This is a genomic window from uncultured Streptomyces sp., from assembly GCF_947488945.1.
Taxonomy (GTDB): Bacteria; Actinomycetota; Actinomycetes; order Streptomycetales; family Streptomycetaceae; genus Streptomyces.
The window spans coordinates 82,344-104,707 of the sequence record NZ_CANLBS010000024.1; the positions used below are offsets into that span (position 1 = coordinate 82,344).

23 protein-coding genes are annotated in these 22,364 nt (G+C 74.0%); 12 read left to right on the forward strand and 11 right to left on the reverse strand.

The genetic code is table 11. The annotated features are described in order from the left end of the window. The first annotated feature begins 121 nt into the window (after positions 1-121). Positions 122-811, forward strand: coding sequence for a lipoprotein (locus Q0994_RS29045; protein WP_299540425.1), 690 nt, complete (start codon positions 122-124; stop codon positions 809-811). A gap of 87 nt (positions 812-898) precedes the next feature. Here Q0994_RS29045 and Q0994_RS29050 read toward each other — a convergent pair whose 3' ends face one another. The 5 genes from Q0994_RS29050 to Q0994_RS29070 all read right to left on the reverse strand — a co-directional run bounded on the left by Q0994_RS29050 (position 899) and on the right by Q0994_RS29070 (position 4,978). Next, entirely contained in the window at positions 899-1,609 is a 711-nt protein-coding gene (locus Q0994_RS29050; protein ID WP_299540427.1) for a class I SAM-dependent methyltransferase, read from the reverse strand. Positions 1,610-1,627: 18 nt separating this feature from the next. After that, positions 1,628-2,542: a 4-(cytidine 5'-diphospho)-2-C-methyl-D-erythritol kinase gene (locus Q0994_RS29055; protein ID WP_299540429.1), complete on the reverse strand. Its 915-nt coding sequence runs from the start codon at positions 2,540-2,542 to the stop codon at positions 1,628-1,630. Beyond that, positions 2,539-3,444, reverse strand: coding sequence for a 16S rRNA (adenine(1518)-N(6)/adenine(1519)-N(6))-dimethyltransferase RsmA (gene rsmA, locus Q0994_RS29060; protein ID WP_299540431.1), 906 nt, complete (start codon positions 3,442-3,444; stop codon positions 2,539-2,541). The genes Q0994_RS29055 and rsmA overlap by 4 nt, the downstream gene beginning before the upstream one ends. A gap of 110 nt (positions 3,445-3,554) precedes the next feature. Beyond that, on the reverse strand, positions 3,555-4,421 hold the full coding sequence (locus Q0994_RS29065) for a TatD family hydrolase (protein WP_299540433.1): 867 nt from the start codon (positions 4,419-4,421) through the stop codon (positions 3,555-3,557). 146 nt (positions 4,422-4,567) lie between these two features. Further along, positions 4,568-4,978, reverse strand: a complete 411-nt coding sequence (locus tag Q0994_RS29070; protein ID WP_299540435.1) for a hypothetical protein — start codon at positions 4,976-4,978, stop codon at positions 4,568-4,570. A 419-nt stretch (positions 4,979-5,397) separates the two neighbouring features. Between Q0994_RS29070 and Q0994_RS29075 the strand changes: the two genes are divergently transcribed. The 5 genes from Q0994_RS29075 (at position 5,398) to Q0994_RS29095 (ending at position 9,501) form a co-directional block, all read left to right on the forward strand. After that, a complete protein-coding gene (locus Q0994_RS29075; protein ID WP_299540437.1) occupies positions 5,398-5,577 on the forward strand; it encodes a hypothetical protein in 180 nt (59 codons plus the stop codon). Between the two features lie 9 nt (positions 5,578-5,586). Further along, entirely contained in the window at positions 5,587-6,303 is a 717-nt protein-coding gene (locus Q0994_RS29080; RefSeq protein ID WP_299540439.1) for a hypothetical protein, read from the forward strand. Next, positions 6,300-7,472 (forward strand): DUF6895 family protein, encoded by a 1,173-nt coding sequence (locus Q0994_RS29085; RefSeq protein WP_299540441.1) that lies wholly within the window; start codon positions 6,300-6,302, stop codon positions 7,470-7,472. The genes Q0994_RS29080 and Q0994_RS29085 overlap by 4 nt, the downstream gene beginning before the upstream one ends. After that, positions 7,469-8,383 carry a DUF6895 family protein gene (locus tag Q0994_RS29090; protein ID WP_299540444.1) on the forward strand — a complete coding sequence of 305 codons (915 nt, stop codon included), beginning with the start codon at positions 7,469-7,471 and terminating at the stop codon, positions 8,381-8,383. Before Q0994_RS29085 ends, Q0994_RS29090 begins: the two co-directional genes overlap by 4 nt. A 113-nt stretch (positions 8,384-8,496) precedes the next feature. Then, positions 8,497-9,501, forward strand: coding sequence for a serine hydrolase (locus tag Q0994_RS29095; protein WP_299540483.1), 1,005 nt, complete (start codon positions 8,497-8,499; stop codon positions 9,499-9,501). Positions 9,502-9,562: 61 nt separating this feature from the next. On the opposite strand, the gene rsmI is transcribed toward Q0994_RS29095, so the two are convergent. Then, entirely contained in the window at positions 9,563-10,483 is a 921-nt protein-coding gene (gene rsmI, locus Q0994_RS29100; protein ID WP_299540446.1) for a 16S rRNA (cytidine(1402)-2'-O)-methyltransferase, read from the reverse strand. A 62-nt stretch (positions 10,484-10,545) separates the two neighbouring features. On the opposite strand from rsmI, the gene Q0994_RS29105 reads away from it, so the two are divergent. The 5 genes from Q0994_RS29105 to Q0994_RS29125 all read left to right on the forward strand — a co-directional run bounded on the left by Q0994_RS29105 (position 10,546) and on the right by Q0994_RS29125 (position 16,729). Next, the gene (locus tag Q0994_RS29105) at positions 10,546-12,315 is read left to right on the forward strand and encodes a dolichyl-phosphate-mannose--protein mannosyltransferase (RefSeq protein WP_299540448.1); all 1,770 of its coding nucleotides are present in this window, start codon (positions 10,546-10,548) and stop codon (positions 12,313-12,315) included. Between the two features lie 314 nt (positions 12,316-12,629). Then, positions 12,630-12,962 carry a hypothetical protein gene (locus Q0994_RS29110; RefSeq protein WP_299540450.1) on the forward strand — a complete coding sequence of 111 codons (333 nt, stop codon included), beginning with the start codon at positions 12,630-12,632 and terminating at the stop codon, positions 12,960-12,962. A gap of 549 nt (positions 12,963-13,511) precedes the next feature. After that, entirely contained in the window at positions 13,512-15,137 is a 1,626-nt protein-coding gene (locus Q0994_RS29115) for a penicillin-binding transpeptidase domain-containing protein (protein WP_299540453.1), read from the forward strand. Between the two features lie 195 nt (positions 15,138-15,332). Next, positions 15,333-15,881 carry a YbaK/EbsC family protein gene (locus Q0994_RS29120; protein ID WP_299540455.1) on the forward strand — a complete coding sequence of 183 codons (549 nt, stop codon included), beginning with the start codon at positions 15,333-15,335 and terminating at the stop codon, positions 15,879-15,881. Further along, the gene (locus Q0994_RS29125) at positions 15,878-16,729 is read left to right on the forward strand and encodes a DMT family transporter (RefSeq protein ID WP_299540458.1); all 852 of its coding nucleotides are present in this window, start codon (positions 15,878-15,880) and stop codon (positions 16,727-16,729) included. Before Q0994_RS29120 ends, Q0994_RS29125 begins: the two co-directional genes overlap by 4 nt. 53 nt (positions 16,730-16,782) lie before the next feature. On the opposite strand, the gene Q0994_RS29130 is transcribed toward Q0994_RS29125, so the two are convergent. The 5 genes from Q0994_RS29130 to Q0994_RS29150 form a co-directional block, all read right to left on the reverse strand. Next, positions 16,783-17,586: an SDR family NAD(P)-dependent oxidoreductase gene (locus Q0994_RS29130; protein ID WP_299540486.1), complete on the reverse strand. Its 804-nt coding sequence runs from the start codon at positions 17,584-17,586 to the stop codon at positions 16,783-16,785. Positions 17,587-17,645: 59 nt separating this feature from the next. Then, on the reverse strand, positions 17,646-18,806 hold the full coding sequence (locus Q0994_RS29135; protein WP_299540488.1) for a serine hydrolase domain-containing protein: 1,161 nt from the start codon (positions 18,804-18,806) through the stop codon (positions 17,646-17,648). 66 nt (positions 18,807-18,872) lie between these two features. Continuing rightward, on the reverse strand, positions 18,873-19,661 hold the full coding sequence (locus tag Q0994_RS29140; RefSeq protein WP_299540461.1) for an energy-coupling factor ABC transporter ATP-binding protein: 789 nt from the start codon (positions 19,659-19,661) through the stop codon (positions 18,873-18,875). An 88-nt stretch (positions 19,662-19,749) separates the two neighbouring features. Next, complete coding sequence (cbiQ, locus tag Q0994_RS29145) at positions 19,750-20,511, reverse strand: cobalt ECF transporter T component CbiQ (RefSeq protein ID WP_299540465.1); 762 nt, start codon at positions 20,509-20,511, stop codon at positions 19,750-19,752. 1 nt (position 20,512) lies between these two features. Next, on the reverse strand, positions 20,513-21,607 hold the full coding sequence (locus tag Q0994_RS29150; RefSeq protein WP_299540467.1) for an energy-coupling factor ABC transporter permease: 1,095 nt from the start codon (positions 21,605-21,607) through the stop codon (positions 20,513-20,515). Between the two features lie 190 nt (positions 21,608-21,797). Here Q0994_RS29150 and Q0994_RS29155 point away from each other — a divergent pair, with 190 nt between their 5' ends. Continuing rightward, positions 21,798-22,229, forward strand: coding sequence for an SsgA family sporulation/cell division regulator (locus tag Q0994_RS29155; RefSeq protein WP_299540469.1), 432 nt, complete (start codon positions 21,798-21,800; stop codon positions 22,227-22,229). Positions 22,230-22,364 lie beyond the last annotated feature (135 nt).

Genomic DNA, 22,364 nt, shown 5'->3' on the forward strand with positions numbered 1-22,364 from the left:
ATCGTTCGCCGTCCCAGGGTAGTCGCCGCCGGGGGTGCGGTAGCGTGCGGCAGTCGATCATCGGGCCGGGGGCCTCCGCGACGCGCGGACGGCCGGCGGCCGGTCACAGGGGTGGGAACACATGCGGGGAACGATCGCGCGGGCCGTGGCCCCGGCGGTGCTGGCGGCGGTCGTGCTGACCGGCTGCGGACCGTCGGACGGCGGCACGTCCGCCGAGGGGAAGACGGGCGGCGCCACGGCCCGGACCCACGACGGGGCCAAGAGCGGTGACGACGGCGGTGACGACGGCCCCTCGGCGGGGAGCCGCACCGCCGACGCGGCCCGGGGCGGCTCGGTGGGCGGCGCCGGGTCGGCCTGCCCGCTGCCGGTGACCTTCGACCACGCGGCGGACTGGACGCCGGAAGCGGTGTCGGTCGATCCCGCGTCGGAACTGGCCGAACTGGCTCAGCAGGGCCCCCTCACCATGGCGTGCGAGATCGACGCGAAGCCGGCCGGACACATCGGCTACCTCCGGGTCTGGACCGGTGCCGCGCCGGACGACGCCCGCAAGGCGCTGGAGGCGTTCCTCGCCGCCGACGAGAACGCGGGCGGGGCCGCGTACGCCGAGTTCGAGGCGGGCGGCCTCCGCGGCGTCGAGGTGACGTACACCGAGACCGTCGAGGTGACGGACGAGACCAAGACCGAGCGCGCCTTCGCGGTCGCCTCCCCCGACGGCCCGGTCGTCGTGCACCTGGGCGGTCTGGACACCGCGGAGCACGAGGCGATGCTCCCCGCCTACGAACTGGCGAAGCGCACGGTCCGGGTGGGCTGAGGCGGGCACGGGCTCATCCCGTGGGCGCCGGGCCATCCCGTACGGGTCGGGCCCATCCCGCCGGGGCCCGCCCGCACGGGCCGGGGCTCATCCCGTACGGGCGGGCGGCTTGCGGGCGGGCGGCTTGCGGGCGGGCGGCTTGCGGGCGAGCGGCTTGCGGGCGAGCAGGCCCGCGACCCGCCACCGCCCGTCGTCGTCCGGGTCCTGCACCGTCCGCGCGGTGACGACGAGACCCGCGTCCGCCAGCAGCCCGGCGAGCACGTCCGCCGACAGCCGGTGGCTCTCGTAGGAGACCGGGTGGCCGCCGTAAGCGCGGGCCGGGCGTCGCCGCTCGCCCGAACCGACGTGACCGGCGAGCAGCAGATGGCCGCCGGGCGCCAGAGTGCGGTGGAATTCGGCGAACACCCGCGGCAGCAGGTCCGGCGGCGTGTGGTGGGTCGAGTAGTGGGCCAGGATGCCGCCGAGCACGTCGTCGGCCAGGGCGAGCGCGGTCATGGTGCCGACCCAGAACGGCAGTCCGGGGTGCGCCTCGCGGGCCAGTACGGCCATCGCGGGCGACACGTCGACGCCGAACGCGGTCAGCCCGAGACCGGCCAGGTGTGCCGTCACCTTGCCCGGTCCGCACCCCAGGTCCGCGACCGGCTTCGGGCCGCCTGCCCGCACCAGCTCGGCGAACGCGGCGAGCATCGCCCGGGAGACGGGATCCAGCTCGGTCGGGTCCGGGACGAGTACGGCGTAATCGGCGGCGACGGCGTCGTAGGAGTTCCGCACCGCGGCGAGGTAGGAGGCTTCAGTCACTCCGCGACCGTAGACGGGTCAGACCGCCTGCGTCGCGACGATCTCCGCGCCCCGGGCGGGGGCGACGGCGACACGGGCGGTGCGGCAGGTGCCCGAGTTCAGCAGGGCCTGGGCGACCTTGTGCGCCGACTCCTCGTCCGCCACCAGGAAGGCGGTGGTCGGCCCGGAGCCGGAGACCAGCGTGGCCAGGGCTCCCGCGTCGGCGCCGGCCGCCAGGGTGGCGGCGAGCGAGGGGCGCAGCGACAGCGCGGCCGGCTGGAGGTCGTTGGCCAGCGCTCCGGAGAGCGCGGCGGCGTCACCGGCGCGCAGCGCGTCCAGCAGGGCCGGGGACGCGATGGGGGCGGGCACCTCGGCGCCTTCGGCGAGCCGGTCGAACTCCGCGTACACCGCCGGGGTGGACAGCCCGCCGTCGGCAACCGCGAAGACCCAGTGGAAGGTACCGCCCACCTCGACGGGTGTCAGCAGCTCGCCGCGGCCCTCGCCGAGCGCCGCGCCGCCGACCAGGCTGAACGGCACGTCGCTGCCGAGTTCCGCGCAGATCTCCAGCAGCTCCTCGCGGGACGCGCCGGTGGACCACAGGGCGTCGCAGGCCACCAGGGCGGCGGCGCCGTCGGCGCTGCCGCCCGCCATGCCGCCCGCCACCGGGATGTCCTTGGCGATGTGCAGGTGCACGTCCGGGCTGATGCCGTACCGCTCGGCCAGGGCGAGCGCCGCACGGGCGGCCAGGTTGGTGCGGTCCAGCGGCACCAGGGCGGCGTCCGGGCCCGAGCAGGTGATGCGAAGTCCGTCGGCGGGGGTGGCGGTGACCTCGTCGTACAGGCCGACGGAGAGGAAGACGTTGGCGAGGTCGTGGAACCCGTCCGGGCGCACGGCCCCCACGGCGAGCTGCGCGTTCACCTTGGCGGGCACGCGGACGGTGACGGCGGCGCTCACGCGGCGGGCTCCGGGTCCGTGTCGGGGGCGGCCGGGCCGGCCCCGGTCGGCTTGTTCTCGGCGATGGCGGCGAACTCCTCGACGGTCAGCGACTCGCCGCGGGCCTGCGGCGACACCCCGGCGGCCACCAGCGCGGCCTCCGCCGCGGGCGCGGAGCCGGCCCAGCCGGAGAGCGCGGCGCGCAGCGTCTTGCGGCGCTGGGCGAAGGCGGCGTCGACGACGGCGAAGACCTCGGCGCGGCTCGCGGAGGTCTTGACCGGCTCGGCGCGGCGGACCAGCGAGACGAGTCCGGAGTCGACGTTGGGCGCGGGCCAGAAGACGGTACGTCCGATGGACCCGGCGCGCTTGACGTCCGCGTACCAGTTCGCCTTCACCGACGGCACGCCGTAGACCTTGTTGCCGGGACGGGCGGCGAGCCGGTCGGCGACCTCGGCCTGCACCATCACCAGGGTCCGCTCGATGCTCGGAAACCGCTCCAGCATGGTGAGCAGCACCGGCACGGCGACGTTGTACGGGAGGTTGGCGACCAGGGCGGTGGGGGTCTCGGGCAGCTCCGTGACCAGCATGGCGTCGGAGTGCACCAGGGAGAAACGGTCCGCGCGGCCCGGCATCCGGGCGGCCACGGTGGCCGGCAGGGCCGCCGCGAGCACGTCGTCGATCTCGACGGCCACGACCCGGTCCGCCGCTTCGAGCAGGGCCAGGGTCAGCGACCCGAGACCCGGCCCCACCTCGACGACGACGTCGTCCGGCCGGACCTCGGCGGTGCGCACGATCCTGCGCACGGTGTTGGCGTCGATGACGAAGTTCTGGCCGCGCTGCTTCGTGGGACGTACGCCCAGCGCGGCGGCCAGCTCGCGGATGTCTGCGGGGCCCAGGAGGGCGTCGGACTCTGTGCTGCTCACCGGGTAAGCGTACGGGGCCGGGAGGGCGCCGGCTCCGCGCCCGCCGGGCGGTCGCCCGGCCCGCCGCCCTCCCGTTCCGCCCGCCGCCCGGTCCCGTACCGCCGCCGGTCTCAGTAGTCGAACGCCCGCGCGGTGTTGTCCGCGACCGCGGCGGCCAGGTCGTCCACGTGCATCCCCTTGACCTCGGCCATGGCCCGCAGGGTGACCGGGATGAGGTAGGGCGCGTTGGGGCGGCCCCGGTAGGGGGCGGGGGTCAGGAAGGGCGCGTCGGTCTCGACGAGCACCAGCCCGGCCGGGGCGACGGCGAGCGCGTCGCGCAGCGGCTGGGCGTTCTTGAAGGTCACGTTGCCCGCGAAGGACATGAAGTAGCCGGCCCGCGCGCAGATCCGGGCCATCTCGGCGTCGCCCGAGTAGCAGTGGAAGACGGTCCGCTCGGGAGCGCCCGCGTCGGCGAGGACGCGCAGCACGTCCTCGTGCGCGTCCCGGTCGTGGATGACGAGCGCCTTGCCGTGCCGCTTGGCCATCTCGATGTGCGCCCGGAACGACTCCTCCTGGGCCGCCCGCCCCTCGGGCCCGGTCCGGAAGTGGTCGAGCCCGGTCTCTCCGACGCCGCGCACGTGGTCGAGGGCGGCGAGCGCGTCGATCTCGGCGAGCGCCTCCTCCAGCGCGGCCCTGCCGCCCGGGGTCCTGGCGTCCTGGCGGGACCAGCCGTCCGGGTCGCCGTGCACGATGCGCGGAGCCTCGTTGGGGTGCAGGGCGACGGAGGCGTGCACGGAGGGGTGGGCGGCGGCCGTCTCGGCGGCCCAGCGGGACCCGGCGACGTCGCAGCCGACCTGGACGACGGTGGTGACGTTGACGGCGGCGGCCCGCGCGAGGCCCTCCTCGACGGTGCCGTCCTGCATGTCCAGGTGGGTGTGCGAGTCGGCGACCGGAACCCCGAGGGGTTCGGGCAGCGGCGGGGCTTCGGAGCGGCTCATGCCGACGATCGTACGAGGCCCCCGGCCGACCGGGGAGCGAGGGACGCCGTACGGGAAGTCCCGTACGGGATGAACGGAACAGTGCCGGGTACGGGTGCGCGGCACGAGGTACGGCGCCGCCGGGCCGGCCGGCGGCGCCCGGAGCGTCAGCGCCGGTGGAAGGGGTGGAGGAGGTCGGACAGGTGCCAGTGGTGACCGGCCCCCGCGGCCACGGGGACGGCGGCCGTTTCGGCGGAGGGCGCCGCGTCCGCGCCGGCGGCCTCGTCCCGGCCCGGCTTGCGCTGCTTGGGTCGCTTCGGCTGCGGCTGGAGGAGCCTCTGCACGGTGGAGATCTGCCCCTCCCGCATGATCCGGACCACGGACCCGCCGCAGTTGGCGCAGCGGGGCGTGGACAGCGGCGAGGGGACCCTCTCGCCGTCCACCTTGTAGACCACGAAGGGGTGGCCGGAGCCGTCGACGTGGTGCTCTATCTCGTACCCCTGCTCCCAGCCGAACCCGCACCGCATGCAGGCGAAGGCGTAGGCCTCGTGGACGGTGGTCGCTGCGATCTCACTCATGCTTGCTCCTCTTGTCCGCCGGACAAGGCTCCGGAGTGTGCTCCGCTCCTCTTCAGTGCACACCCGGCGACCGCGGCACGCACCGGCTCACGAGCAGTGTTGATGCGTTCTTGGACTCCTTGGGACCGCCTTGGCACGCGCATGACGCCGATGGGTGGTTGCCGGGACCAACCGTTGGCCCGGCGCGGGAGCGCACGGCGCGCGAAGGGCGCGTGCACGGCGTATTTCCGGGGGCGCAGTCAGGAGCGTGCGCAGGCCCCCTCCCGGCCGGTCCCAAGCCCCGCAAGGGTCACAGCGATTGCCTCAGGATTCAATCAAAAATCGACCCAAAACAAACGGCATGCCCGGTTTGCGAACTTCATCCATCGGGTTTTCACTCGTCATGTACGAAAACCCGATTTCCACAGAACGGGAACACCATGTACACGGACATCACCCCCACCACGACCGACATCGACGAGGAGCTGGAGGCGGCGCTCAACCCGGGCGAAGTCGAAGGCTTCTACCGCGACTCGCGCGAGTGCGCCGCGCTCGCGCTCGTCGGCGGCGCCGGAGCCCTCCTCCTCTCGCCCCCGACCCCGCGGCCGAAGAAGGGCTGAACACGGCCCATGAACCAGCCACCCGCATCCTCCCGTCTCACGGACGCGGTGCACGGACTGGCGAACGAGGTGGTCCTCGCTCTGCGGAGCGGGGGCCACCTCGCCACCGTGTGCGGCGCGGCCGGCATCGACGAGGACGACCGGACCGGTGTCGCCGCGGTGCGGGTCATCGGCGCCGACCTGCTGCTGCCGAGCGTCCTGCGCGGCGAGCGCCCGCACCCGGGCGACGTGGCGGTGCTGCACCGCGCCGCGCAGGAGTTCCCGCCGAAGCCCGGCGCGCCCGCCTCCACCGCCTGGAGCCACTGGGCGATGCTCTCCGCCCTGCACCGGGTGGCCGCCCCGGTCCCCGCCGGAGCGGCCGGAACCGCCCCGGCGGGCCTGGGCGAGCCGGGCGTCACCGGGCTCGACGAGGCGCCCTGGCAGTCGTTCACCCACCAGCTCTCCCAGCTCGCGCCGCTCGCCGTGCCGGCCGCCTCGTCGGCCGTCGAGCGGGTCGCCCGGTGCCGGACCACCGACCTGTCGCGCGGTTTCGTGCGTGCCGTCCGGCGCCGCGACTGGGCCCAGGCGGCCGGCGCGGGCCGCTGGCTGGCAGCTCTCGGCGGCGAGCCGCCGACGCTCGGGCTGGCCACCGGTCTCGACTTCGTCGAGCTGATGGGCGGCCTGGACCCCCGGGTGGCGCTCAACGTGCGCGCCGCCCGCCTGATGTCCGAGGCGCGGCACCGATGACGGCGGAACGGGCGACCGCGCCCCCTGCGGCGCCGGGGCCGGACCGGACAGCCCCCGCCCGGCCCACGGCACCGGACCGGGCCGGGGCGCCCGGCGTCCGCCCGTCCGTCGCCCCAGCGCCCGCGCCCGCGGCCGGCACCGGCGCCGCCGCCGATCCGGCCCGGCAGGTACTGGTGCGCTGCCTGGCCTGGGTGGACGGCCACCGCGAGGGCTTCGTGCTCCCCGACGACGTGCTGGAGCCGTACACCGACGTCAACCGCACCCTCAAGCCGCTCGGCGAGCTGGCCCAGCTCTGCTCGACGGTCCACCGCACAACCGCCCCGGACGACCCCTGCCACGCCCTCGCCGGCGACCTCGTCGGCCACGCGTGGCGAGAGGTCCGCGAGGGCGGGCTGCTGCTGGACCTGCTGCGCTCCGAGCCCTTCGCCACGTACCCCTTCGAGATCTACGCGGCCTTCGCCGGACACGGCCTGCGCCACGCGGGGTTCGAGGCGCTGGCCCGGACGCTCGCGGGGACCAGGGGCTGGACGCACACCGAGCAGCACGCCAACCGGCAGCTGGGGGTCCTCAACTCCGAGCGCCGGGTGGGCGTACCGGCGCACACCGACGCCGGCGCGGTCCTGCGCCGCACCTGGCTCGGCGGGCTGTCCGAGCCCTGGACGCTGGAACGCTCCTCGGGGTACGCGCTGACCCACACGGTCTTCCACGTCGCCGACTGGGGGCTGGCCCCCGAGCGGCTCCCCGCCGACCTCGACGCCTACCTGCGCACCTGGCTGCCGGCCTGGATCGACGGCTGCCTGGAGGGGGCCCAGTGGGACCTCGGCGCGGAACTGGTGGCGGTCGCGGCCTGCCTGCCCGGCCCCCCGGCGGACAGCGTGTTCGAGGCGGCGTGGCCGGTACTGGCCGCCGTGCAGGACCCCGGCGGCTCGCTGCCGGAGACCGGCGCGCCGGCCGGCCGGGCGGCGGCCGGGGAGCCGGGCGCCCCGGACCCGTACCCGTTCCTCGGCTGCTACCACTCCACCCTCGTGACGTCCTTCGCGGCGGCGCTGACGCTCGCGTGCCTCCGCGCCGCAGGGGGCCCGGCCGGGTCCGGGGCGGCGGCCGGGTCCGGCGCACCGGCGCGCTCCGGACGGTCGGCCGTCGAAACCGGAAGGAGAGAATCCGCATGAGTGGTATGCAGCAGATCCACACCGTCGGGGCGAAGGCGGTGGACTGGCTGTACGCCCACCGCGACGGGTTCCGGCTGGAGGACGACCCGCCGCCCGAGGCGGGCATGCTGGACCGCTTCAAGCCGCTCGGCGAACTGGCCCTGATCGGCAAGGTCATCTTCCGCGAGGGCGTCGCCGGCTCCCAGCAGGCCGCCCTCGCCCGCAAGCTCCTCGACCACTGCTGGCACGAGCACCTGGAATCGGGCCGCCGGCTCACCGACGGCCAGCGGCGCGAACCCATGTCGCCGGTGCCGATGGAGGTGTACGTGCCGTTCAAGGAGCTGGGCTACCGGGAGCCGGACCTGGAGGCCGCGGTGCGGCTCAACCACCGGCTGGAGAGCTGGGCCCGGCTGGAGGTGCTGCCGGTGCGCCGGCTCGGACTGGCCGCCACCGAGCGCCGCTTCGGCCTGTCCCCCAGCGTCGATCCGGCCACCGCGCTCTCCCGGACCTGGCTGTCCGCGCGTCCCGAGCCGTGGACCGTCGAGGGACACATCGGCTACGACATCACCCACACGGTCTTCCACCTCACCGACTGGGGCGAGTCCCCCGAGCGCCTGCCTGCGGAGATCGCCGACTATCTGGCGCTCTGGCTGCCGGTGTGGCTGGACGACTGGCTCGACCTCGGGCGCTGGGACCTGCTCGGCGAACTGCTGGTGGTCGACGCCTGCCTGCCCGAGCCGACGCTCGACCCGGCGGCCTGGGCCGGGTTCGCCGCCGCCCAGCAGGAGGACGGCGCGATGCCGGTGACCGGCGGCATGCCGGAGGGCGACCCGGAGACCGTGTTCGACCTCGTCTACCACCCGACGCTGGTCGCCGCCTTCGCCTCCGCCCTCGCGCTCTCCCGCGCGATGTCGGACCTGGCCCCCGCGTGAGCCGCGGCCCCCGGCCCGTCCGGCCGGAGACGGACACGCCCGCGGGCGACGGAGCCGGTCGCAGGCGGCCCCGGGAGGCGGGCGGCCGTGCCGCCGACCCGGTCGCCGCCCGGCTGCTGTCGGAGACCTCGACCACCGTCCGCGCGCCCGACACGGTGTTCGCGCTCAGCCGCCAAGGGGTCCGTACCGTCCACTGCGGCGGCACCGCACCCGCGCCCGCCGGCCGGCCGCGGGACCTGCTCCGGCACGAGCTGGGGTCGGCGTCCAAGACGTTCACCGGACTGCTGCTGGCGGGCCTGGTCGCCGAGGGCAAGCTGTCGTACGAGGACCGGGCCGCGGACCTGCTGGCCCCCGGCCGGCCCGTCCACCCGCATCTGGGGGCGGTCACCCTGCGCCACCTGATCACCCACACCTCCGGGCTGCCCGCGCTGCCGCCCGCCTTCTACCCGCAGGCCCTGCCCCGCTGGTCCACCGCCCCGTACGCCGGATTTCCCGCGGAGCGGGTCGTGGAGTCCTTCCTGGCCGCCCGGCCGCGCCGGGCTCCGGGCACCCGCTGGCGCTACTCCAACTTCGCGGTGTCGGTCCTCGGCCACGCACTGACCGCCGCCACCCGCACCCCGTGGGAACCGCTGCTGCACCGGCGGCTGTTCGCGCCGCTCGGGCTCGACGGCACCTCGGCGTGTCCGGGCCGGGAGGGCGTGGACGCCACCGGTCACCGGCGCGACGGCACACCGGTGCCGCCACTCGACATCGGCGGCTTCGCCGGGGCGGGCGCGGTCCGTTCCACCCCGCACGACCTGCTGACGTTCCTCGAAGCGCACCTCGCAGCCCCGGCCGAAGCCGCCGGACCGCTCGCCACCGCGCTGGACGAGGTGCGCAGGCCGGTGCTCCGGCGCGGACCGACCCACGCGCACACCCACTCCCTCACGTGGTTCGTGCACCCGACGCCGCTCGGCCCGGCGTACTTCCATGCCGGGGCGACGCAGGGGCAGCAGGCGTTCATCGGCTTCCGGCCCGCCACCGGCACCGCCGTCGCCGCGCTCTGCACCCGCCGGGTCCGGCTGAGCGGCGATCCCTTCGTCCCGACGGCGTACGCGCTGCTGACCGGCGAGGCGTGAGCGTACGCGTACCGGCCCGGCCGGCGCGGGTGGTCCCGCCGTCCGGGTCCGGGCATACGGCCTACGGCTTCGCGCCACCCGCCGCGCCGCCCGCCTTTCCGGCCGCCTTGTCCGGGTTCTTGGCAGCGTTCTTGGCGGCCACCACCGCGTCGAACACCTCGCGCTTCGGCAGCCCCGCGTCGGCGGCTACCGCCGCGATGGCCTCCTTGCGGCGCTCCCCGGCCTCCTCGCGCACCTGCACCCGGCGCACCAGCTCGGCGGCGTCCAGTTCCTCGCCGCCCGACTCGGGCGCGCCCTCGACCACCACGGTGATCTCCCCGCGCACCCCTTCCGCTGCCCAGGCGGCGAGTTCGCCGAGCGGCCCGCGCTTCACTTCCTCGTACGTCTTGGTCAGTTCCCGGCAGACCGCGGCCCGCCGGTCCGCGCCGAACACCTCGGCCATCGCGGCCAGCGTGTCGTCCAGCCGGTGCGGGGCCTCGAAGTAGACCATCGTGCGGCGCTCGGCGGCGTTCTCGCGGAGCCGGCCGAGGCGCTCACCGGCCTTGCGGGGCAGGAAGCCCTCGAAGGTGAAGCGGTCGACCGGCAGCGCGGAGAGCGCCAGCGCGGTCAGCACCGCGGAGGGGCCGGGCACCGCGGTCACCTTGATGTCGTGTTCCACGGCGGCGGCGACCAGGCGGTAACCGGGGTCGGAGACCGAGGGCATGCCGGCGTCGGTGACCAGCAGGACCCGGGCGCCGCCCGTCAGCGCCTCCACCAGTTCGGGCGTGCGGGCGGACTCGTTGCCCTCGAAGTAGGAGACGACACGCCCCGTGGTGTGGACGCCGAGCGCCTGGGTCAGCCGGCGCAGCCGGCGGGTGTCCTCGGCGGCGACGACGTCGGCCTTCTCCAGTTCGGCGGCGAGACGTGGCGGGGCGTCCGCCACGTCGCCGATGGGCGTCCCCGCGAGTACCAGCGTTCCGGTCGTTCCAGTCGTTCCAGTCACAGGTCCCATCCTCCCAGCCCCGGCGGCACCACTCGCACAGTCGCTTTCCCTACGATGGCGCGGTGACGAGTACTGCGCCCGAGGCCCAGCGGGGCCAAGACGCCGGGGAGCCCCGCGGCGAAGAGCCATCGCCCTGGCAGCTGCGGCTGCGCCGGTTCGGTTACGCGCCGCGGGCCGGGGGGCCCGGACTGCGCGAGCGGCTGGTACCGCCCTACAACCGCCCAGGGCCCCGCCTGTGGTCGGTCCTCGGGGTGTCGCCGGACACCGAGGAACGCCTGGTGCGCTGGTCGGCGTGGGGCGGCCCGCTGCTGGTGACGCTCGTCGCCGGGGTGCTGCGGTTCTGGCGGCTCGGACAGCCCGACGCGGTGATATTCGACGAGACGTACTACGCCAAGGACGCCTGGGCGCTCATCAACCAGGGGTACGAGGGGGCGTGGCCCAAGGACATCGACAAGGTCATCCTCAACGACCCGTCGCGGGTGGACGTCCCCACCGACCCCGGTTACGTCGTGCATCCGCCGGTCGGCAAGTGGGTCATCGGCCTCGGCGAGCAGATCTTCGGGTTCACCCCGTTCGGCTGGCGCTTCATGGTGGCGCTGCTCGGCACGGTCTCGGTCCTGCTGCTGTGCCGGATCGGCCGCCGGATGTTCCGGTCCACGTTCCTCGGCTGCCTGGCCGGCCTGCTGCTCGCGGTGGACGGCCTGCACTTCGTGATGAGCCGCACCGCGCTGCTCGACCTGGTGCTGATGTTCTTCGTGCTCGCCGCGTTCGGCTGCCTGGTCGCCGACCGGGACTGGGCCCGGCGCAGACTCGCTGCGGCACTGCCGGTGGACGAGGACGGGGTGCTGCGGCCGGACGCGAGGATCGCCTCCACGCTGCGGCTGGGGTGGCGGCCCTGGCGGCTGGCGGCCGGCCTGATGCTGGGGCTCGCCTTCGCCACCAAGTGGAACGGCCTCTACATTCTGGCGGCGTTCGGCGTCATGACGGTGCTCTGGGACGCGGGCGCCCGCCGCACCGCCGGCGCGGTGCAGCCGTACCTCGCGGTGCTCCGCCGCGATCTGCTGCCCGCCTTCCTGTCCACGGTGCCGGTCGCCCTCGCCACGTATCTCGCGTCCTGGACCGGCTGGCTCGTCACCGACAAGGGCTACCACCGCCACTGGGCCGAGACCGAGGGGCGCGGCAGCTCCTGGTCCTGGCTGCCGGACTGGCTGCGCAGCCTGTGGCACTACGAGGTCCAGGTGTACGACTTCCACGTCGGCCTCACCTCCGGACACACCTACCAGTCGAACCCGTGGAGCTGGATCGTCCTCGGCCGCCCCGTCTCGTACTTCTACGAGGAGGACTCCTGCACCTCCTCCGCGACCGGCAAGTGCGCCCGCGAGGTGCTCGCCCTAGGCACCCCGCTGCTGTGGTGGGCCGCCTGCTTCGCCCTGCTCTACGTGCTGTGGCGCTGGGTCTTCCGCCGCGACTGGCGGGCCGGCGCGATCGCCTGCGGGGTGGCCGCGGGCTGGGTGCCGTGGTTCTTCTACCAGGAACGGACGATCTTCCTCTTCTACGCGGTCGTGTTCGTCCCGTTCCTCTGCCTCGCCGTCACGATGATGCTCGGCGCGATGCTCGGCCCGGCCCCCGGCACCGGCCCCAAGGCCGACACCGGCCTGCTGCCCTCCGCCGACCCCACCGGCGAACGCCGCCGCACGGTGGGCGTGGTCGCGGTGGGCGTGATCGTGCTGCTGATCGTCTGGAACTTCATCTACTTCTGGCCGCTGTACACGGGGACATCGATCCCGGAGGGGTCCTGGCGGGACCGGATGTGGCTGGACACCTGGGTGTAGCCGGACAGTCGTGTGGAGAGGGCTCGGCCGTGCGTGGGCCGGGCCCCCTCCGCGGTGCGAGGGAGCAGAATCCAGCATGCATCGATGAGTCCGGAAAAGTCACCCGCATCGGCCTTCTTTCGCCTTTCCCTCTTCACCCGAGCGGTCTTTGTACCTGGCGGAGGCCCGTGCGGGAATGCCCGCGAGGGAGACATAAACCCAGCCACACGTGAAAATGATCACATGACCCATTCCTTACGATGCCTTGCCCTCTTACGGAACTCCGAGAACGATCTGGGGGTTGCATAAAATTCTGATGATGAGGGGGAAATCTCATGGCTTTCACGAAGAAGATCTCGGCTGCCGCCGTCGCGACGGCGGCTCTCCTGGGAGCCGGACTGGCCGGTGCGGCTCCGGCCTCTGCAGCCGGCCCCACCGGGTGCTCCAGTTGGTCGGACAGCGCCGGCGTCAAGGGGTACGCGGACTGCACCGGGGGCGCCGGCTCCGTGCGCGTCGTCGTCACGTGCATCAACTACCGCGGAATCTCCTCGACGCACAGCGGATCCTGGGTCACGGCCACGTCGTCGGCCGCCTCGGTGTACAGCTGCGGCGGAGAGACGGCCTGGGTCCAGAGCACGACCTACCAGACGTCGATCTCCATCGGCTGAGCCCGTCACCGGCGTCGGACGGAGAGCCGCCGACAACGGCGGAATCCGTCCGGCGACCGCTTTCCGGGCGTCCGTCCGCTATCCGGGCGTCCGGAAATCGCCCCGAAAAAAGTCCAAGTGCATTCGATGACGCATGGAAACCCGCCCGACCGGGCGCTCCCGCCCGGCCAGGCGCATTCGTGAGTACGCGCGGGGGCGTGGAATACGCCCGTGTGCACGGAATGTGCACCCGCAGAGCGTCCTGAAAACGTCTGCGATCACTTTCTTCCCCAGAGCCTGCGGCGAGGCCGCCGCCGCGCACGGGATGCCCTCCGCCGGGTGTGCGACGGGGGCGGCCCACGCACCGGGGGCGCCGTGACGCGGAAACCGGTCATTCTCCGTGCCGAGCCCCTTCCCCTTGCACACCCCGGAGAGCGCTCCCGTGCGCGGTGTCCCGGTCCGGTAACAGGGGCTCGGCGGGCGGGAGTTCGTCCCGTACAGTCAAAATGACAACACCCCTTTGAACGCGTTCAAGGGGGTGCACGGGGAACGGGGAAGGGGACTGCGTCCATGCGCAGTGGAGCGAAAGTCGGCATCGTCGGCGGTGTCTTCGTGCTGGTGGCCGGGGGGCTGGGGTACGGCGCGTACGCGGCGCTGTTCTCGGACGCCGACGGGACCACGACGCAGGGCGCACCCGCCGAGGTGAAGACGGGACCGCCGAGCGCGGACGAGGTGGCGGAGACGACGAAGGCGTTCTTCGACGCCTGGACCACCGGGAACGCGGCGAAGGCCGCCCGGCTCACCAACAACGACACGGTCGCCGAACCGCTGCTGGCCGGGTACGCCACCGACGCGCACGTCACCGGGGCCACGATCACCCCCGGCACTGCGACCGGCGCGACCGTCCCGTACACCGTGAAGGCGACGGTCTCCTACGACGGCACGTCGGTCCCGTGGTCGTACGCGACGAAGCTCACCGTGGTGCGGGGACTGACCACCGGGAAGGCGCTCGTCGACTGGGCGCCGACCGTCATCCACCCGGAGCTGACGGACGGCGCCTCGCTCGTCACCGGTGAGGCGACGGCCGCGCCGATCGAGGCGACCGACCACGACGGCAAGCCGCTGACGAAGGAGAAGTACCCCTCCCTCGGGCCGATCCTGGACACCCTGCGCACGCGGTACGGGGACGCGGCCGGCGGCACCCCGGGCATCGAGACGTGGATCAAGAGCGCCGACGGCAAGAAGGCGGACAAGTCCCTGCTGACGCTCTCCAAGGGCAAGGCGGGCAAGCTGCGCACGACCATCGACGCGGAGGCCCAGGCGGCGGCGGAGAAGGCGGTCAAGGGATTCTCCAAGGCATCCGTGGTGGCGGTGAAGCCGTCCACGGGAGCGATCCGCGCGGTCGCCAACAACCCCGTCACGGAGTTCAACGTGGCGCTCCAGGGGCAGCAGGCCCCCGGTTCCACGATGAAGATCGTGACGGCCGCGATGCTGATGGAACGCGGCAAGGCCACCGCCAACGGGGCGACCGAATGCCCCAAGGACGTGCTCTACCAGGGCCGCAGCTTCCACAACCTGGACAACTTCTCACTGCCGGACGGCTCCACCTTCACCAACACCTTCGCCGCCTCCTGCAACACCGGCTTCATCAAGCTGATCGACGACGTGGACGACGACTCCGCGCTCGCCGAGGAGGCCCGCGAGGTCTTCGGGATCGGTTTGGAGTGGAAGAGCGGGGTGTCCACCTTCGACGGCAGCGTCCCGGAGGAGATGGGCGGTGAGGCGGCCGCCCAGTACATCGGGCAGGGCACCATCCAGATGAACGCGCTCAACGTCGCGTCGATCACCGCGACCGCCCGCAACGGCACCTTCCGCCAGCCGATCATCGTCGACCAGGACCTCGACGGCCGTGAACTGGCGCAGGCCACCCGGTCGCTGTCCCCGTCCGTCCAGAAGCAGTTGACGCAGATGATGCGGGCGACCGCCTCCTGGGGCACGGCCGCCAAGGCGATGGCCTCGGTGGGCGGCGACAAGGGCGCCAAGACCGGTTCGGCCGAGGTCGACGGCCAGGCCACGTCCAACAGCTGGTTCACCGGATTCAGTGACGACCTGGCCGCCGCGGCCGTCGTCCAGTCCGGCGGGCACGGTGGCGACGCGGCGGGGCCGGTCGTGGCGGCGGTGCTCAACGCGGGCTGAACGGAACGGGATCGGCGGTCCGCAGCAGCCCGCGCCGGGCCGTTCGGCCGCCCCCGTACGCCCCCGCGCGACGGACCTGCCGAACCGCTCCGGGCCGCCCCGCCCCGTCCCGCCGCGTCCCGCCGCGTCCCGCCGCGTCCCGCCGGGCGAAACGTCCTCGCGGGCTTCCCCGGGCGGCCGATAGCGTGCGGATCCATGAGCACTTCCGACCACACCACCCCGCCCGCCACGACGTCCACCGCCCCGGCTCCCCCCGCCGGGTCACCCGCCTCCGAGGCCCACCCCCGGTTCGCCGCCGCGCTCGACGCGCTGGGACTCGACGTCGAGGTCCGCCGCTTCCCGGACGCGACCCGCACCGCCGCGGAGGCCGCGGCGGCGATCGGCTGCGCACTCGCGGAGATCGTCAAGTCACTCGTCTTCGCGGCGGACGGCGTGCCGGTCCTGGTCCTGATGGACGGCTCCTCGCGGGTCGACGTGGAGCGGGTACGGCAGGAACTCGGGGCCGAGAAGGTCGTCCGGGCCGACGCCGCACTCGTCCGGGAGACCACCGGGTACGCGATCGGGGGTGTGCCGCCGTTCGGTCACGCGACCAGGACCCGGGTGCTGGCCGACCGCGGCCTGCTGGAGCACGGCGTGGTGTGGGCCGCCGCCGGAACGCCGCACACGGTGTTCCCGCTCGACCCGAAGACGCTGATCGGGCACGCCGGCGGCACCCTCGTGGACGTGCGCGAGCGCACCGCGTGACCCCGCTCGTCGTCGGCGCGGTCCTGCTGGCCGCGTTCACGCACGCGAGCTGGAACGCCATTGCCCACGGCATCCGGGACAAACTCGTCTCCTTCACGCTGATCTCCGGCGGCGGGCTGGTGATCGGTGCGGTGGGCGCGTGCTTCGCGCCCTTCCCGGCGGCGGACGCGTGGCCGTACCTGGTCGTCTCGGCGGCGCTGCACGTGCTGTACATGGTGCTGCTGATGCGGTCGTTCACCCTGGGCGACTTCGGCCAGATGTACCCGATCGCCCGCGGCACCGCCCCGCTCGTCGTCACCGTGCTGGCCGCCGTGTTCGTCGGCGAGCGTCCGGACGGCTGGGCGACGGCGGGGGTCGTGGTGGCCTCGGCCGGGCTGGTCGGTGTCGCGCTCTGGGGCATCCGGGGCTCGGGCGGACGGCCCGACTGGCCGGCGCTGCTCGCGGCGCTCGCGACGGGTCTGGCGATCGCCGGGTACACGACGGTCGACGGAGTCGGGGTGCGTGCCTCGGGCAGTTCGCTCGGGTACGTCGCCTGGCTGATGATCCTGGAGGGGATCGCCATCCCTGCCTACGCCCTCTGGCGGCGGCGCGGCCGACTGCTGCCGGAACTGCGGCCGTTCGCGGCCCGCGGCCTGTTCGGCGCGGCGCTCTCCGTCACGGCTTACGGGCTGGTGCTGTGGGCGCAGACCAGGGCCCCGCTGGCCCCGATCGCGGCTCTGCGCGAGTCGTCGATCATCGTGGGCGCGGCCTTCGGGACGCTGTTCTTCAAGGAGAAGTTCGGGGCCCCGCGGATCGCCGCGGCCGGGCTGATGGTCGTCGGCATCGGGCTGATGCTGCACACCGCCTGAGGTGGGGCGGGGGCAGGGGACCGCAGCCCGTGCCCCCGTCCCACCCTGAAGGGCTAGGAAGCCGGCAGCTCCGTCTCGTCCCTGATCGCGTTTTTGAAACCGGTGTTGACGGCCAGCAGTCCGCCGTCCACCCGGAGGGTGATCCCGGTGATCCAGGACGCGTCGGCGGAGGCCAGGAAGGCCACGGCCGCCGCGATGTCCTCCGGTTCCCCGATCCGGCCGAGCGGGTAGAGGGCGGTGGCCCGGCCGAGGTCGTCTTCACGGCCCGCCCAGGCGGTGGTGCGCAGGGTGCCGGGGGCGATGAGGTTGACCCGGACGCCGCGCGGTCCGGCGTGGCCCGCCAGCGTACGGGTCAGGCTGGCCAGGCCCGCCTTCGCGGCGCTGTACGCGTGGCCGCCGAAGTCCTGTTCGCCGTTGACGGAGCCGATGGAGACGATCGCCCCCCGGCCGGAGGCCACCAGGTGGGGCAGCGCGGCGCGGGAGCAGCGGAAGGCGCCGCCCAGCGAGATGTCCAGGCGGTCTTCCCACGCCTCGTCGGGCTCGTCCTCGAAGAGCGGGGCGTCCCCGCCCGCCGCGTAGGCGTTGTTGACGAGGACGTCGAGCCGTCCGAAGGCGGCCACGGCGTGCGCGACCGCCGCCTCCACCGCCGCCCGGTCGCCGACGTCGCAGGCCAAGGCCTCGGCGGTGGAGCCGGCCGCCCCGATCTCCGCCGCCACCCGCTTCGCCCGGTCGCCGTCCAGGTCGGTGACCAGGACGGCGGCGCCCTCGCGGGCCAGCCGGTGGGCGGTCGCGGCCCCGACGCCCTGCCCGGCCCCGGTGATCAGGACGGAGTACCCGTCGAAGCGGCCGCCGGGCACGGATGCGGCGGGGGTGGTCGCGGGAGCGGCGCGGCGATCGGCGGGCTCGGATATCGGCGTCATAGCACCGACCGTACTGCGCGCACGATCGCCTGCGCACGGGGGTCGGCGGTGACCCCCTTCTGCAGACCGTTCGTCACATAGCCGAGGGCGACGCCCGATTCGGGGTCGGCGAAGCCGAGCGAACCGCCGCGGCCGGGATGGCCGAAGGAGCCGGGGCCGAGCAGCGGGGCCGCCGGGCCGTGCAGCATGTAGCCCAGGCCGAAACGGGTGTTGACCACCAGCACCCGGTCCGGTCCCGAGGACTCCTCGGTGCGGGCCAGGGTCAGGGTGGCCGGGGCGAACAGCCGGTGGCCGTCCACGTCCCCGATCATCGCCGCGTAGCAGCGGGCCAGGGCGCGGGCGGTGGCGATGCCGTTGGAGGCGGGGAGTTCGGCGGCCCGGTACGCCTCGTCGTTCTCGTCGGGGAACGGGTCGATCGAGTCGAAGGCGCGGCGGGTCAGGGACCCCGGAACGGCGTACGCCTCCACCACGGCCCGCTTGGGGCGCATCCGCAGCGCTCCCGCGTCCCCGGCGGCGGGCGCCTCCACCCGGCCGATCCGGCCGATGCGGTGCGCCTCGTCGGCCGGCAGCCCGAACCAGAAGTCGAGGCCGAGCGGCCGGCCGATCTCCTCGGTGACCCAGCGGCCGATGGTCCGGCCGGTCGCCCGGCGCACCAGTTCGCCGACGAGCCAGCTGTACGTCTGCGGGTGGTACCCGTGGTCGGTGCCGGGCTCCCACGCGGGGCGCTGGGCGGCGACCGCACGCGGTCCCGAGACGCCGTCGATCGCCTCGGCCGGGGTGAGCCGGCGGTCCAGCGCGGGAAGACCCGCCCGGTGCGCCAGCAGGTGGCGGACCAGGACGCGTTCCTTGCCGTTCGCCTTGAACTCCGGCCAGTACGTGCCCACCGGGGCGTCCAGGTCGACCTGGCCGCGCTGATGGAGCATCAGCGGCACCGCGGCGGCGATGCCCTTGCCCGCCGAGCGCACGACCTGCACGGTGTCGACCGCCCACGGCTCGGTGCCGTCGACGTCCTTGGTGCCGGCCCACAGGTCCACGACCTTGCGCCCGTCGCGGTAGAGGGCGACGGCCGCGCCGCGCTCACCGCGCTCCTCGAAGTTGCGCACGAAGGCGTCCCGGACCGCTTCGAATCCGGGTGCCACCGTGCCTCGTACGTCCACGCCTGTCTCCGCGCTCCCGCTCATCCCCCCATGGTGCATCCCCACGCAGGTGAAATGGGGGGCGGGTCAACTTCTGTTGACGCTCACGGACCGCGGATCGAAGCCGAAGGGCAGCTCCAGCCGGTGGGCGCGCATCAGTTCGTCGTCGCAGAGCAGGGCCTGCGTGCGGTCGTCGGCGACGATCACACCCTCGCTGAGGATCACCGCCCGTCCGCAGAGCTCCAGGGCGTACGGCAGGTCGTGCGTGACCATCAGCACGGTCACGTCCAAGGAGCGCAGGATGTCGGCCAGTTCGCGCCGGGACGCGGGGTCCAGGTTGGACGAGGGCTCGTCCAGCACCAGGATCTCCGGCTCCATGGCGAGCACGGTGGCCACCGCGACGCGGCGGCGCTGCCCGAAGGAGAGGTGGTGCGGCGGCCGGTCGGCGTACCCGGCCATGCCGACCTGCTCCAGGGCCGCGGTGACGCGGGCTTCGAGGGCCGGGCCGCGCAGTCCGGCCGCCGCCGGTCCGAAGGCGACGTCCTCGCGGACGGTCGGCATGAAGAGCTGGTCGTCGGGGTCCTGGAAGACGATGCCGACCCGGCGGCGGATCTCGGCGAGGTTGCGCTTGGCGACGGGCAGCCCGGCGACGTGGACGGTGCCCGCGCCGGCGTCGAGGATGCCGTTGAGGTGGAGCACGAGGGTGGTCTTGCCCGCGCCGTTGGGCCCGAGCAGGGCCACCCGCTCGCCGCGTCCCACGGTGAGGTCGACCCCGAACAGGGCCTGGTGGCCGTCGGGGTAGGCGTACGCGAGTCCGCGCACGTCGAGGGAGGGGGCGGGCGCCGCGCCCGCGGGGCCGCCGACGTCTGTGTTCATGGAAGCCTCGCACGGCTCGTAGGGCTGATCCCGTACGGGTACGGGACGTTGACGCATCGGTGTGGGGGCGGCGGTCAGGGCGGGCGACTCACCCGAAACGGCCCAGCAGGCAGATGAGGAGCGCCGGCAGCGGGAGGGCCGCCGCGTACGCCCATTGTGCGCGGGTGGCGGTGACCTCGTCGATGACCGGCATGGTGCCGGTGTAGCCCCGGCTGACCATGGCGAGGTGGACGCGTTCCCCCCGCTCGTAGGAGCGGATGAACAGCGCCCCGGCCGACTTGGCGAGGACGCCCCAGTGGCGGACGCCGCGCGCCTCGAAGCCGCGGGAGCGGCGGGCCACGGACATGCGGCGCATCTCGTCGGTGATCACGTCTCCGTAGCGGAGCATGAACGAGGCGATCTGCACCAGGAGCGGGGGCAGCCGCAGGCGCTGGAGCCCGAGCAGCAGGTCGCGGAGCTCGGTGGTCGCGGCGAGCAGCACGGAGGCGCCGACGCCGAGGGTTCCCTTGGCCAGCACGTTCCAGGCGCCCCACAGGCCCGGCTCGCTGACGTGCAGTCCGAGGAACGTCACCTGCTCGCCCGGCACGACGAACGGCATGAGCAGGGCGAACGCGACGAACGGCACCTCGATGACCAGGCGCTTCAGCAGGAACCCGGCGGAGACCCGGGCGAGTGCGGCGACGGCCGCGAGGAGGAGGGCGTAGGCGCCGAACGCCCACAGCGCCTCGCGCGGGGTGGAGACCACGACGAGGACGAAGCAGAGGACGGCGGCGAGTTTGCAGTGCGGGGGCAGGGCATGGACGGGTGAGTGACCGTGCCGGTAGAGCGTGTGCGCGTGGCCGGACGCCATGTCAGACGGTGTCCCGGGCCGGTGCGGTGGCGGCCGTCTCCCCGGCGGGGGCGTCGGTGTCGTCGGCGGCGTCGGCGGCCGCGAGGGGTGTGCGGCGGCGGACCGCCCAGAAGATCCCGCCGCCGACGAGGACGGTGGCGCCGACGCCGATCACCCCGGCGAGCCCGCCGGACAGGCGGGCGTCGTCCACGTCCTCGACGCCGTAGTCGGCGAGCGGGGAGTTCGCGGCGCCGTGCTCCTCGACCTTCCGGTCGATGCCCTGGTCGGCGGCGACCTTCTCCAGTCCGTCCGGGCTGGCGGAGGCGTAGAAGGAGACGATTCCGGCGAGAACGAGGGCGGTGACGAGGCCGGTGGCCAGCAGACCGCGCGAGGAACGGGCGGCGGGGGCCGCGGCGGCGGGCGCGGGCGCGTCGACGAGTTCGCCGCCGACCCGCAGCCGGAGCGGTGCGGTGAGGCCGCGGGCGCCGTGGACCAGGTCGGGCCGGACGGCGATGACGGCGCCGACGGTCGCCGCGGTGATCGCGGCCTCACCGATGCCGATGAGGACGTGGACGCCGACCATGGCGGTGAAGACCCGGCCGATGGGGATGTCCGTGGTGCCGCCGATCCAGTAGATCAGCGTGAACGCGGCGGCGGCGGCCGGTACGGAGACCAGCGCGGCGACGAACGACGCGACGGTGGCGGTGCGGCGCCGCCTGGGCAGTACCGCCAGCAGGCCGCGGAAGAGGCCGTAGCCGACGACCGTGGTGACCAGGCCCATGACGGTGATGTTGACGCCGAGCGCGGTCAGGCCGCCGTCGGCGAAGAGGATGCCCTGCATCAGCAGGACCACCGAGACGCAGAGCAGGCCCGTGTAGGGGCCCACGAGTATCGCCGCGAGCGCTCCGCCCAGCAGATGGCCGCTGGTGCCCGCGGCGACGGGGAAGTTCAGCATCTGCACGGCGAAGATGAAGGCGGCGACGAGGCCGGCGAGCGGTGCGGTGCGCTCGTCCAGTTCACGCCGGGCGCCGCGCAGGCCCACGGCCACCGCGCCCGCGGCGACGGCACCGGCGGCCAGGGAGACGGGTGCGTCGATGAATCCGTCGGGTACATGCATGGAGAGGCTCTGCCTTCTGCCGTGCAGCGAAGCTGCGCCAGGTCCGTTGTGAACCCGACAATCATAGGGGCTTCTTGCAAATGATGCGCAAGAGCGAAAGGACCACGATTACCGAATCAACCATTCATCGGAAATACCGAAAATATGGGACATTTAAGGACGAAGTCTTCTGCGTAGAAGGAGCCGGTCCATGGATCCCGTGATCGAAGAACACGCCCGAGCCCGGCTCATCACCGACGGCCCGCTGACCCGCCCGGTCCCGGTGGTCCTGCGCTACGACACCTCGGACGCCCCCGGCACCGTCCGCCTGCGGTTCGGCGGCGGCACCGAACGGGCCCTCGGCCGCGACCTGCTGGAACAGGGGCTGCGCTCCCCCGCCGAGCGCGACGGGGTACGGATCTGGCCGTGCGGCCGCGCCCAGCTGATCCTGGAACTGCACGGTGCGCGCGGTGTGGAGGTGTTCCAGATCGACAACACCCCGCTGCTGCGCTTCCTGCGCCGCACCCACGCCGAAGCGGGCGCGCCCCGGCCGGCCGGCACCCGGCCTTCCGGCCGCCCGGCCGCCGTCTCCACCGCGCCGGACACGGGCGCCCGCACCCCGCCCGCCACCGCAAGCCGCTGACCCGCCGCCCCGCCGCCTCACCCGGGCGGCGCAGTGGCGGTCCCGCGTCCCCGTGACCGCTGGGGCCGCGCGGGCATCGCCGGACACCACGAAGACCCCCGTTCGCACGGGGGTCTTCGTCGTTCCGGCCTCCGC